At 63.1% G+C, this 11,745-nt stretch carries 14 protein-coding genes and 1 pseudogene; 7 read left to right on the forward strand and 8 right to left on the reverse strand.

The features are described from left to right. Positions 1-8: 8 nt before the first annotated feature. The 5 genes and pseudogenes from EO139_RS19180 to EO139_RS19200 all read right to left on the reverse strand — a co-directional run bounded on the left by EO139_RS19180 (position 9) and on the right by EO139_RS19200 (position 2,837). Positions 9-854, reverse strand: coding sequence for an NAD(P)-binding domain-containing protein (locus tag EO139_RS19180; protein ID WP_241235986.1), 846 nt, complete (start codon positions 852-854; stop codon positions 9-11). Next, positions 776-1,525: pseudogene (locus tag EO139_RS19185) on the reverse strand (NAD(P)-binding domain-containing protein); the annotation flags it as partial. The gene EO139_RS19180 and the pseudogene EO139_RS19185, both read right to left, overlap by 79 nt. Positions 1,526-1,561: 36 nt before the next feature. Further along, positions 1,562-1,993 (reverse strand): MarR family transcriptional regulator, encoded by a 432-nt coding sequence (locus tag EO139_RS19190; protein WP_104583151.1) that lies wholly within the window; start codon positions 1,991-1,993, stop codon positions 1,562-1,564. A gap of 350 nt (positions 1,994-2,343) precedes the next feature. Then, entirely contained in the window at positions 2,344-2,622 is a 279-nt protein-coding gene (locus tag EO139_RS19195; RefSeq protein WP_164739925.1) for a hypothetical protein, read from the reverse strand. Further along, on the reverse strand, positions 2,619-2,837 hold the full coding sequence (locus EO139_RS19200; RefSeq protein WP_126972082.1) for a hypothetical protein: 219 nt from the start codon (positions 2,835-2,837) through the stop codon (positions 2,619-2,621). Before EO139_RS19200 ends, EO139_RS19195 begins: the two co-directional genes overlap by 4 nt. Before the next feature lie 614 nt (positions 2,838-3,451). Between EO139_RS19200 and EO139_RS19205 the strand changes: the two genes are divergently transcribed. Together EO139_RS19205 and EO139_RS19210 are read left to right on the forward strand one after the other, a co-directional pair. Further along, the gene (locus EO139_RS19205; RefSeq protein WP_104583154.1) at positions 3,452-3,715 is read left to right on the forward strand and encodes a DUF1778 domain-containing protein; all 264 of its coding nucleotides are present in this window, start codon (positions 3,452-3,454) and stop codon (positions 3,713-3,715) included. Positions 3,716-3,719: 4 nt separating this feature from the next. Further along, positions 3,720-4,208: a GNAT family N-acetyltransferase gene (locus EO139_RS19210; protein ID WP_126972011.1), complete on the forward strand. Its 489-nt coding sequence runs from the start codon at positions 3,720-3,722 to the stop codon at positions 4,206-4,208. A 100-nt stretch (positions 4,209-4,308) separates the two neighbouring features. Here the strand turns inward: EO139_RS19210 and EO139_RS19215 are convergent, their stop codons facing one another. After that, positions 4,309-5,202 (reverse strand): NAD(P)/FAD-dependent oxidoreductase, encoded by an 894-nt coding sequence (locus EO139_RS19215; protein ID WP_126972013.1) that lies wholly within the window; start codon positions 5,200-5,202, stop codon positions 4,309-4,311. A gap of 149 nt (positions 5,203-5,351) precedes the next feature. Between EO139_RS19215 and EO139_RS19220 the strand changes: the two genes are divergently transcribed. After that, positions 5,352-5,999: a TetR/AcrR family transcriptional regulator gene (locus EO139_RS19220; RefSeq protein WP_126972015.1), complete on the forward strand. Its 648-nt coding sequence runs from the start codon at positions 5,352-5,354 to the stop codon at positions 5,997-5,999. Between the two features lie 397 nt (positions 6,000-6,396). Here the strand turns inward: EO139_RS19220 and EO139_RS19225 are convergent, their stop codons facing one another. Continuing rightward, positions 6,397-7,500 carry an alkene reductase gene (locus EO139_RS19225; RefSeq protein WP_126942206.1) on the reverse strand — a complete coding sequence of 368 codons (1,104 nt, stop codon included), beginning with the start codon at positions 7,498-7,500 and terminating at the stop codon, positions 6,397-6,399. A gap of 111 nt (positions 7,501-7,611) precedes the next feature. Between EO139_RS19225 and EO139_RS19230 the strand changes: the two genes are divergently transcribed. Then, positions 7,612-8,520, forward strand: coding sequence for a LysR family transcriptional regulator (locus tag EO139_RS19230; protein WP_104583159.1), 909 nt, complete (start codon positions 7,612-7,614; stop codon positions 8,518-8,520). 66 nt (positions 8,521-8,586) lie between these two features. On the opposite strand, the gene EO139_RS19235 is transcribed toward EO139_RS19230, so the two are convergent. Further along, complete coding sequence (locus tag EO139_RS19235) at positions 8,587-9,198, reverse strand: TetR/AcrR family transcriptional regulator (protein ID WP_104583160.1); 612 nt, start codon at positions 9,196-9,198, stop codon at positions 8,587-8,589. A gap of 216 nt (positions 9,199-9,414) precedes the next feature. On the opposite strand from EO139_RS19235, the gene EO139_RS19240 reads away from it, so the two are divergent. From EO139_RS19240 to map, 3 genes are all read left to right on the forward strand, one after another. Then, a complete protein-coding gene (locus tag EO139_RS19240; RefSeq protein WP_343136471.1) occupies positions 9,415-10,626 on the forward strand; it encodes an MFS transporter in 1,212 nt (403 codons plus the stop codon). Positions 10,627-10,759: 133 nt separating this feature from the next. Continuing rightward, on the forward strand, positions 10,760-10,972 hold the full coding sequence (locus tag EO139_RS19245; RefSeq protein ID WP_104583161.1) for a ParD-like family protein: 213 nt from the start codon (positions 10,760-10,762) through the stop codon (positions 10,970-10,972). After that, complete coding sequence (map, locus tag EO139_RS19250) at positions 10,969-11,745, forward strand: type I methionyl aminopeptidase (RefSeq protein WP_126972017.1); 777 nt, start codon at positions 10,969-10,971, stop codon at positions 11,743-11,745. Before EO139_RS19245 ends, map begins: the two co-directional genes overlap by 4 nt.

Raw genomic sequence — 11,745 nt, forward strand, 5'->3', positions numbered from 1 at the left:
CCAAATTATTAAATGAACAGTGCACGCGCGATTTTGACCACCGTTTCTGCGTCGGGGGATGCGCGCTCGCCCACGCGCTCGGCAAACACCTGCGCGGACAGGTCACGGCGCTTGGGCAGGCGGTCCCGCTCTGCAGACGCTAGTGCAGGCCCCATCTCATCGAAAGTCAGGTCGGTGATGTACACCGGCGAGCCGGGTTGCTGGCGCCAAGAATCGGCGAGACATCCAGCGTAGAAGCCATCAAATCCGGTGTCTTCCACCAAGCGCAAGGCAATTTCCTGATCCTGTGGCCGGTCTGCCGAGACGGGAAGGGCAATGCGCCCCTGCTCACCCTTGCCGCGCCCGTTGATTTCGAAAGACAGCATTCCAATGGAGTTCCACGCCTTGGCGATGGGCCTGCCGAAGTAGTCACGTACCCATTCGCTTTCTGCCTTGTCACCATCAAGTTCAGGATTGACGGGGTCCCGTCCGGGGAAGTAGTTGGAAATATCAATGACCGTTGTCTGCTCGGGCAGGCCCGCTACCAAGTGCCTGATCTTCTCGAAGCCGGGATGGGGCATGGCCAGGATGACCACGTCCACATCCTGGAGCGCTTCTTCTGCTGTTGCGGCATGTGCGCCCGTCTCAAGAATTTCTTCAGCGATGCTGCCAGGGCCGCGGGAGTTTGCGACCTTGACGTCATGCCCCGCTGCGGCGAGTTTCCGGGCTAGGACTCGACCCATGAACCCGGTTCCAAGTATTCCTATCTTCATGGCAATAGAACCTCTTGTTGGCGTTACATCTGTAGTGCGCGACTGATCCTGGTGATCGTGCAGGCGTCTGGATTGACCCCGTGACCGAACCGCTCTGCAAATATCGCGACCGACAAGTCGCGACGTTTGGGAAGCCGGTCGCGCTCGGCCGCAGCGAGTGCAGCACCGATTTCTGGGTAGGTGAGATGGGTGCAATACGCTGGCGAGCCGGGCTGCTGTCGCCAGGAGTGCTCAAGCACGCCTGCGTCGAAGCCATCGAAGCCGGTATCGTTTACCAGTGCCATTGCCACTTGCCGGTCACGGGCACGGTCGGCGGCGACAGGGATGGCGATGCGTCCGGGATGTCCCTGTGGTCGGCCGCACTCGGCAAAAGGCGCCGCAGCGACGGCGTTCCATGCTTTGACAATGGGCCGGCCGAAGAAGCCCTGGACCCACTGGCTCTCGACGGCGCCAGACTCAATCGCAGGATTGACCCGATCCCGTTGGGGGAAGTAGTTCGATGTATCGATCACCGACGTCTGCGCGGGGAGCGGTGTAACGAGGTGTTTCGCCTCGGCAAAGCCGGCGTGTGGCATCGACAGGATCAGAACTTCGACACCGTTCGCAGCTGCCTCGGCGGTGGCCGCCTGCGCTCCAGTTGCCAATGCATGCAGATCAACTGTCTCAGGGCCACGCGAATTAGCAACTTTCACGAAGTGTCCAGCCGCAGCCAGCTTCCGCGCGAGCGTCGTACCGATACTGCCCGCGCCCAGAATTCCTATTTTCATATGGTTTTTCTTATCCTCATTGGCGGCATCCTTAGATGCCGATCATTCCGGCGCTGGGTGGGCCAGTCCTTCGAGGGTTTTGCACAGCGACTGGATCTGCGCCTCCGTCAACTGACAGGCTGCTTTGATCTGACCGTTAACCGCACGGATCTCACGTTCGATCGCTCGGCTGGCGTCAGTAAGGTCGACCAGTACCCGACGTTCGTCGTCCAGGTCACGTGTGCGGGTCACCATGCCAGCGACCTGCAGGCGCTTCAGCAGCGGGGTGAGCGTGCCTGGATCCATTCCAAGGCGGGACCCCAATTCGCCTACGGTCTGTGGGGCACCGTCTAGCAGGTTCAGGATGACCAGGTACTGGGGGAAGGTCAGGCCAAGTGGTTCCAATAGGGGTTTATGCAGCCGCGTAACTCGGCCAGCCGCGCCATAGAGCGCGAACGAGAGCTGCTCACCTACGCTCTGCTGTTTCCGTGCCATAGTTGTCCTGCATTTATTTGGTGCACCATATAACGGTACACGATTTAATGGCGACTTGGCTATTGAGCTCGACGCTCAAAATTGACGTGCCAACCAACCTCATCAACAACCTCAAGAGGTACAGCCCGCAAATTAGCGTAGCCAAGTGAGTGTCAAATAAGCTCAATTGTGCTGCCTCATAATCCTTTGGTTCCAGGTTCGAATCCTGGTGGACCACCACCAGAAAGCAGGCACTTGGACGCGCGTCCAAGTGCCATTGTTGTGGCTCGGCAACTACCGGGGAACGTCGTGTCCTTCTTCGCTGATCGCGTAGTTGGCGTCTTATGGATAAGCAATTGCGTGTGCGGTATTCATCGTGCCGCTCCGTTGCGGTGCGCTTGCCTGCGCAGCCAAGTGAGGACATCAACTGCCGGGTCTTCATGCATGCAGACATGCAACCGGCCCAGCACCACGCTCTGCGCATCGCCGCCTGGCAACACGTCATCAAAGCCGGTGGCTTCGCAGGCGATCAGGACCGGCGGCAGACCGGGTTGCGCGTGGGAATGCAGCATGGCCAGCACATAGCCCTGCATCATTTCGAAGCTGAGGGTGACGCCCGTGCAGACGCGGAACTGTTTGCGCGTGCTCATCGCCGCATCTGCGCATGCAAGGCGTCGAGTGCAGCGAGCGCTGCTTTGCAGTCTGCAAATGTGAGGGCGTGGACGGCCTTACCTGTATTTGCGGCGCGTGCCAACCGGCTCAGCCACGCGGTATGGCTGCATTCGAAGGTATGGGCGATCAGGCCAACATGCTGGGCAATCTGACGCGCCACAGACGCGGGTGTTTCTTGGGTGTCGTAGGACATGTGGATTTCCTCAGGTTTTGGAAATCCGTCACCCCGACGCCAATCCGGGTGACGGACGGTACGCGGTTGGCGTGCCGGCCTGAGGACCGGTGGGCCTTGCGACCCCCGCGCACCGCCCGCCATAAAGCTGGCCGGCATGCGCCCGCGATGATGCGAGCGATAAAAAAAGCGCCATGCATTGATCGATGGGCGCTGGTGCGCCTCAGGTTCCGGGACGCCAATCCCGGTCGCCGAATATGCGGCGACGCACGCATCCTCGCTCCAGCTCATGGCGCGTGTCAACGAGAAAGCATTGGAGTTGGCAGAGCTCATTTCGAGAAACTCCGGCACTGCGTAGGCGTGCCTGACGCTCTTTCGGGCTGGGCGCTGTAGCCGGCGAGCGAGCACACGCGTTGCAGGTCAAGGCAGGCAACCATGTTGTCCAACCTCTGATGCCAGGCACTGGCCAAAGCGCCCGTCTGCTCGCTAGCGGTTGTCACGCGCACCGCCTGTCTGCTGTCTTGTCCAAGCCACCAAGGTCGTTGAAGGTCCACCACGACGCCCGCCTGTGGCGGGGCTGGTTATTTGACACGGGCGGCCTGTACGGTAATATTCCGTACAAATAGGAGCTTGCAATGACCAACGCTGCTGCCCGTCTCGACCTGCGATTGAACCCGGCCGACAAGGCGAGGATTTCCCGTGCCGCCGATCTGCGTGGCGTGCCACTTTCGGCCTTTGTGCGTGATGCGGTCATGCGCGAGGCGGAGAGCGTCATGGCCGCCGAGTTGACAGTGACGTTGTCGGCGGAGGAATCCAAGCGATTCCTGAAAGCCTTGGACGCACCCTTCCAGCCCAATGCCAAGTTGAGGAAGGCGCTCGCCCGCGTCGCGCAGGGCTAAGTGCGTGCTAATCGTTGAGCAACTCCAGCCAGAGCGGCACGACCGCAACGGTTTCAGCTGCGGGGAGTCGACACTGGATGCGTATCTGCGGCGGCAGGCGGTGCAGCATCACAGCGATGGCATCAGCACGACCCATGTCCTGGTGGATGATGAGGTTGCTGGCAACATTCTGGGCTACTACACCTTGTCAGCGGCCCAGCTCTTGCTGACAGCGTTACAGGAGCAGGATCGCAAGCGCCTGCCCAACTACCCGGTGCCCGCGATCCGGATGGGACGCTTGGCGGTTTCATCAGCAGAGCAGGGTAAGGGGCATGGGGATTACCTGCTGGCACATGCGATCGCTCGTTGCTTGAGTCTGCGAGAGCAGTTGGGCGTGCGAGTGCTGCTGGTGGATGCTCTGCATACGAAGGCAGCCGGGTTCTACAAGAGCTACGGATTTCGTGAGGCTGCAGAGAGTGCGCTGACACTGTATCTGCCGTTGGGGACTTCGTAGTCGGGCCCAACGTCGTTGTTGAGACCCTCGGCCGCTGCAATGCGTGGAAGCCGCGATGTGGCAGATCGAAGGTGATGTGCTCGACATTCGTCGGTCTGTCTCAAACCAGCATCGATTGCTGGGCGGCGATACCCGCCGTGGCGCCCTGCCATGATGCGGTGGTGACCGAGGCCATTCCGGGATTGGCGAGGTCGCCTGCGGCGTAGATGCCGGGCATGCTGGTTTCGCGGCGCTCGTCGACCTTGAGCGCGATGCCGGTTGGCGTGTTGACCGTGGCCAAGCCCAGCGATTCGTGCAGGCTTGCAGATGGCGTGGTGCGCGGATGCGCAAACAGGATATCGACCGCAACGTCGGAGCCGTCATCGATGCTGATGGTGGCACCGTGGTCCCCGAGACGGGCAATCCCGGTCATCCGGCCATCGGCCACAGGCACGTTGCGGCTTGCCAGATCGGCCCGCAGATCGGGTGCAATGGCGTGGCCATCGGCAAAGACCGTCAGCCTGTCAGTCCAATCGTGGAACAGCCGGACCTGGTGCATCGACTGCGGGCCGGACCAGACCAGGCCCCAATGTTGCGAGGCGACTTCGAAGCCATCGCAGTAAGGGCAGGGCACGATGGATGTCCCCCAGCTTTCGGCATAGCCCGGCACCGCAGGCATCTGGTCGACAACGCCATAGCTCAGGATCAGGCGACGCGCCTTCAGGCTTTCGTGATCGTCGGTGAGCACGCAGAAATCGTCGATAACGCCTGACACCCGCTCGGCCCGCGCATCGATCAGCCTGATCGTTGGATAGCGCGCAAGTTGCTGCCGGGCCTCGATCAGGATGTCCAGCGGTGGCTTGTGATCGTGGCCGAGCACGCCGTGCGAGTGTCCGGCAAAGCGGTTACGCGGCCGGCCGGTGTCCAGGACAGTGACCTTGCGGCGGGCACGGCCAAGCTGCAGGGCGGCGGCGAGACCTGCAAAGCTGCCGCCGATGATGATGACGTCATCCATAGGAATAGGTACCGAGCTGTCAATGAAGGAGGCCGCCGGCCTGGCGAAACGCCTGGAGCTGGAAACGCGCCAGCCTGCGGGTTGCCATTTTTGGTACTGGTTAGTATCCTAAATACAGAATTAGGATACTGTCAAGGACTCAAATTCGAGTGGCCCAGAACAGCCAAAGCCGGCGCGGCCGGCCAACCAATGCGGCGCTTGGTCAAACGATCATCGACGCTGCCTATGCGCTTTTTGTGGAACTGGGCTTCCAGGCGACCACATTGGACAAGGTCGCCCAGCGGGCGAAGATCTCCAAGCTCAGCATCTACCGGCACTTCGAGAGCAAGGAGGCGCTGTTCAGCGCGGCCATCGCAGACCGGTGCCACCAATTTGCGCCGCAGATGTTTTCTGAAAGCGTCGACGGCCCGGCTGAAGACCAACTGATGGCCGTTGGATCATCGCTGCTTCGCACCCTGTTGAGCCCGGATGTCCGCAGCGTTGAAGCCATGGTCATGGCCGACAAGACGAACCAGAATTCCTTGAGCAGGCTCCACTACGAGGGCGGCCCCGCGTATGTCATTGCCCAAATCGCGGCGTTGTTACGTCAGTTGCATGAGCGGGCACTGCTGGACGTGCCCGATCCTCTCGGGTCCGCGCGCTTGTTTGCGGCGCTTTTCAAGGGAGCCGACCTGCTGATCATCGCGCGCTTCGATGCGCGGAAAGCAGAAGACAGCCATGAAATCGAGTCCTACTGCCGGTCGGCTGTCGGAATGTTCATCGCCGCCCATGGTGGCAGGCGCCACGCGCCTGGATAGCGTGGTGCTCTGCAGTCGGCTCAGCGATCTGCAGGCGTTTGATTTGAGGTTGGCCGGGAAATTGCCGCGCAATTAGCTGCGGCTGGGCGGTCTTGCCGTCGGCAGCGCATGGTCTTGGTGGTCGTCGTTGCCAGTGTCACGCGCCACCTGGCATTCGGCGCCCGTTGCCCGGCGTTTGTGCGCGCGCTATTGCAGGTCGATGGCGCGCCGCCGGCAATCACGCATGCTGCCAGCGCAAGGGACGACGCGTCACTCGCGTCCACCTCCATGCGCGCTGCAGCCCCGCGCAGGAGCATGCCGCTGCGCGCTGCGATGTCCCATGGAGGCGAGTTCGCAGGGCGCAGCGGCAGCTGCCGGCGGTGCATCGACGCGGTGGATGCGTCTTGTCAGGTTGCGATCAGGTTGCGGCCGGATAGTCGATGTAACCCTCTGCACCGCCGCCGTAGTAGGTGTCGCGATCCGGAGTGGCGAGCGGGACACCTGTCTGCAGGCGGGCGACGAGGTCCGGGTTTGCAATGAAAGGCTGGCCGAACGCGGCCAGGTCGATCACCCCCTGGTCGATCAACCGAGTGGCCCATTCCAGGGTCAATTTGCCCGCAAGGATCACGGTGCCGCCGTAGCTGCGCTTGAACGCTGCGAGGAACGTTTCGCTCATGTCGGGAGAGCCGTTTGCGTGGTTGTCGTTCAGATGCACATACGCAAGCCCGCGCTTGGCCAGTTCTTCGGCCAGGTACAGGTAGCTGGCCTCGCTCTCCGCGTATGCGGGCATGTCGAATTGGCGATTGTTCGGTGCAAGGCGGATTCCCACCTTGCGCGAGCCGATGCGCGCTGCCACCGCATCCACGGTCTCGAGGATGAGCCGCGCCCTGTTCTGCAGCGAGCCGCCGTAGGCGTCGACACGGTCGTTGGTGATCGGGTTGAGGAACTGCTCGAAGAGGTAGCCATTGGCCGCGTGGATCTCGATGCCGTCGAAGCCTGCATCGATCGCGCGTTGGGCCGCCTGTTCGAAATCCCTGACGATGCCCGGCACTTCTTCGGTCTCGAGCGCACGCGCCGGGCTGGGCTCAGCCGTCCCCCGCGTTCCGTCCTCGCGGTAGATGAATGCAAAGCTCTTGGAGCTGGATGCAACCGGGCGCGTGCTCGCGCTCACCGGATCGGCGCCATTGGGCTGTAGCGAGGTATGCGACATGCGGCCCACATGCCACAGCTGGGCGAAGATCTTGCCCTGCCGCGCATGCACTGCATCGGTCACCACCTTCCAGCCGGCAACCTGCTCCTGCGACCAGATGCCGGGCACGTCGATATAGCCCTGGCCTTGCTGCGAGACAGGCGTGCCCTCGCTGACAATCAGGCCTGCACTCGCGCGTTGGCCGTAATACGTGGCCGTCAATGCGTTCGCAACGTACTCCGGATTGCGGGCGCGGGTCATCGGTGCCATCACGATGCGGTTGCTCAGCCGGGTGTCGCCGAGGTCGAAGGGTTGGAAAATCGTTGATGTCATGGGGGGAGGGTATTTGGTGGGGAGGGCTAAAGAAGGTAAGGTTGACTTCGATGCACATAAAGGTGCCAGGAGTCCCGTCATTGGGGACAACAATTCCCCAACGGAAGTCGGATGATTCCTGTCGAGACACTCAATGGGCTGGTCACCTTCGTCACCGCGGCCCGTTCCAGCACGTTCACCGAGGCGGCCGCGTCGCTGGGGATCTCGCGTTCGGCGGTGGGCAAGGCGATCGCCCGCCTGGAGGCGCGGCTGCGCGTGCGCCTGTTCCATCGCACCACGCGCCGCATCGCGCTTACCGCCGACGGCGAATCCTACTTCGCCGCATGCGCTGCTGCGTTGGAAGAGATCGCCAGTGCAGAAGCCGGCCTGGCCTCGCAGTCGTCATTGCCCACCGGCCGGCTGCGGGTGGACATGCCCTCGTCTTTCGGCCGCCACGTCATGTTGCCGATCCTGCTCCGCATCGGCGCAGCGCATCCCGACCTCCACTACACGCTCTCCTTCAATGACCATCTGATCGACCCGGCCCAGGAAGGCATCGACCTGACGATCCGGTTTGGCGGACTCGAAAGTTCGGGTGGCCTGGTGGCACGCAAGCTGGGACGCCAGCGCCTGGTGTTATGCGCATCGCCCGCGTATCTCGCCGCGCACGGCACTCCTCGCACGATCAAGGACCTGCAGGCGCATCGCAGCGTCGTGGGCTTCCGCAATGGCCAGCCTGTCGGCTGGCGGTTTGGCGGCAAGGTGGCCGACCGCGATTTCGTACCTGAAGGAACGCACCAGTTGAATGACGGGGACGCTGTCATCGACGCTGCGATCGGAGGTCTGGGCATCTGCCAGATGCCGATCTCGCTGGTGCGCCCGCACATCCAGTCGGGCAGCTTGCGTCTCGTCCTGGAAGAGTGCACGGGCTATTGCATCGAAATCTACGCGCTCTGGCCGCGCACGCGCCACTTGCGCCCGAAGGTGCGCTACGTGGTGGACGAGTTGGTGCGGCTTGCTGCGATCGGCACCTTCGACTGAGAAAGTCAGCGCAATGCGCGCTGCCGTTCCTGGCCGCTGCGGCGCACAGGTTGAAGCGCGGCCTGCCTAGCCGGCCTGGGCGTCCCAGAACCCCATGAGCTGGGTGATGGCGGCATCCATCGCCTTGAAGCTCATGCCATCCCGGGCGAGCGTGGAGAGCCCGAGCAGGAAGCTGTCGAACACACAGGTCAGTGCGGCGGCGTCGGCGGCCGGCCCGAGGTCTCCGCTGGCGATGGCGCGGTCCACGCAGGCGCGGATGCCGGCGCGCGTGCGGGCGCGCGAGCGCGTCAGCGGTGCGCACAGTGCCGAGAACTCCGGCGACGGCGCGCTCATCACTCCCAGCGTGACCATGCAGCCTTTCGGGTGGCCGCGCTCGCACTGCATCTTGGCCGAGCGGCGCAGCGCGAGTTCCACCGCCTGTTTCGGGCCGAGCGTGGTGTCCCACAAGCAGTGGGTCACCTTTGCGTAGGTCGCCAGGTAGCGGTCCATGCATTCCCTGAAGAGCGCTTCCTTCGAGCCGAATGCGGCATAGAAGCTGGGCGCGGTGATGCCGCCGCCAATCGCGGCCTTGAGCTGGCTCAGCGAGGTGGATTCGTAGCCCTGTTCCCAGAACAGGTGAAGCGCCTGCTCGACCGCGGCGTCGCGGTCAAAGCTGCGCGGCCTTCCCATTTGCGCCATGGCGCCCTCCGATCTCTACATCAAGACTAGTCGATACAGATATCGTTGACAACGCGGTCACCGCGCGGATATATATATCGAACGATACAGATCATGGCGTGGTGTTGCCGGCCGGCAGGTCCCAAGACGACCTGTTTTTTTTGGTCTAGATGTGTATCGATCAATATAGATATAGCGAGCCGTGCAGAAATCTCCCTCCCCAACGAAGGACAGCGTGTGACCTCTCCAACTGCATCCACCGCCGGTGCGATCCCGCCGCCATTACCAATCGCCGCCCTGTTGGCGCTGGCCATGACCGGTTTCATCTGCATCGTGACCGAAACCCTGCCGGCAGGGTTGTTGCCGCAACTGTCCGCGGGCCTTGGCATCAGCCCGGCACTGGCCGGGCAGACGGTGACCGCGTACGCGCTGGGTTCGGTGATGGCCGCCATCCCGCTGACCATTGCGACCCAGCAGTGGCGGCGGCGTAACGTGCTGCTGCTCACCATCGTCGGCTTCCTGTTGTTCAACTCGGTCACCGCACTGTCGAGCAACTACAGCCTGACCCTGGCGGCGCGCTTCTTTGCCGGCGCAGCGGCAGGCCTGGCGTGGAGCCTGCTTGCCGGTTATGCGCGGCGCATGGTGCAGCCGGACCAGCAGGGCAGGGCCATGGCGATTGCGATGGTGGGCACGCCGGTTGCGCTCTCCCTCGGCGTGCCGCTGGGCACCTGGATGGGAGGCCTGCTGGGCTGGCGGAGTGCGTTTGCGGCGATGTCCGGATTGACGCTGATCCTGATCGTGTGGGTGCTGCTGAAGGTGCCCGACTACCCGGGCCAGTCGGCAGCGCAGCGGGTGCCGCTGCGCAAGGTGCTTGGCACGCCGGGCGTGCGTCCCGTGCTCGCCACGGTGATGGCGTGGATGCTGGCCCACAACATCCTGTACACCTATGTGGCGCCGTTCGCCGTACACGCCGGGCTGGGACATCGCGTGGACGTGTTGCTGCTGATCTTCGGCGTTGCGGCACTGGCTGGCATCGGCGTGGCAGCAAGGCTGGTGGAGCAGCATCTGCGTGGCACGGTGTTGGTGTCGTTGGCAACGTTCCTCGCGATCTCGGTGGTGCTGGCATTCCTGCAGGACGTGCAACCTGTGGTCTACGTATGTGTGGCGACATGGGGGCTGACCTTCGGCGGTGCGGCGACCCTGCTGCAGACGGCACTTGCCGACAGCGCAGGCGAAGGCGCCGATGTGGCGCTATCGCTCAATGTGGTGGCCTGGAACAGCGTCATCGCCGGCGGTGGCGTGGTGGGCGGCGTGCTGCTGGACCACTGGGGCGCGCAGACCTTCCCGGTTGCCATGGCCTTGCTGCTGGCCATCGGATGGTTGATTGCATGGCGTGCCAGACGCCATGGGTTTGCCGCGGGCGCACGCTCGCCGGTTGCCGGCCACTAGCGCTCCGTTCCCGGTTTCCTTCCCGGCTGCGTTCGCTTGGCATACCCCGAGCGCAGCCGAGGGCCTTTACCCGCGTTTGTGCGCGGATATACGTTTCATATACGATTCGTATATTCCTGACATTGGAGCTTGCATGGGCATCGTCAATATCGATGACGAACTGCACGATCAGCTACGTCGCGCGTGCACGGTGACCAGCCGGTCGATCAATGCGCAGGCCACGTTCTGGATCAAGGTCGGCATGCTGTGCGAGATGCATCCGGAGTTGTCGTTTCAGCAGATCGTGGCGCAGCAGCTGCGTGCGGCGGGCGTGCGGCCGCCATCCTTGAAACCGGCGCGGGCATGATCAAGCAGCCGGCGGAGATTGCGCTGCTGGCCACCGCCGGGGCGTTGCTGGCGCAGGTGTTCCATGCGCTGGATCGGCTGCCGCTGGCAGGCCGCAGCACGCTGGAACTCAACGACTTCGTCGAGCGGATGATTGTCGATGAGCTGGACGCACGGCCGGCCAGCAAGGGGCAGTACGGCTTTCCCTTCGTGCTCAATGCCTCGATCGACGATGTGGTGTGCCACGGCGTGCCATCGGCTGCGGACGTGCTGCGCAACGGGCAGATCGTCAATCTGGATATCACGCTGGAAAAGAACGGCTATATCGCCGACTCCAGCACGACGTACCTGGTGGGCGAGGTGGCGTATCCGGCGCGGCGGTTGGTGCGGGCTGCCTATCAGGCGATGTGGAAGGGGATTGCCTCGGTGCGTCCGGGCGCGCGGCTGGGCGATATCGGTCATGCGATCGCGCGGCATGCGCGCGAGCAGGGCTATGGCGTGGTGAAGGAATATTGCGGGCATGGCATCGGCCGGCAGATGCATGAGGAGCCGCAGATCCTGCACTACGGGCATGCCGGCACCGGGATGCCGCTGCAGGAAGGCATGGTGTTCACCATCGAGCCGATGCTCAACCAGGGCAGGGCGGCGATCCGCGCCGAGCCGGATCACTGGCCGGTGCGTACGCGCGATGGCACGTTGTCGGCGCAGTTCGAGCACACCGTGGCGGTGACGCGTACCGGTGTGCGTGTGCTGACCTTGCGCCCCGGGGAAACGCCGCTGTGTGCGCTGGGGTGA

Origin of the sequence: Xanthomonas sp. BRIP62411 (assembly GCF_003993525.1) — a bacterium.
In the GTDB taxonomy this organism is placed as follows: domain Bacteria; phylum Pseudomonadota; class Gammaproteobacteria; order Xanthomonadales; family Xanthomonadaceae; genus Xanthomonas; species Xanthomonas euroxanthea.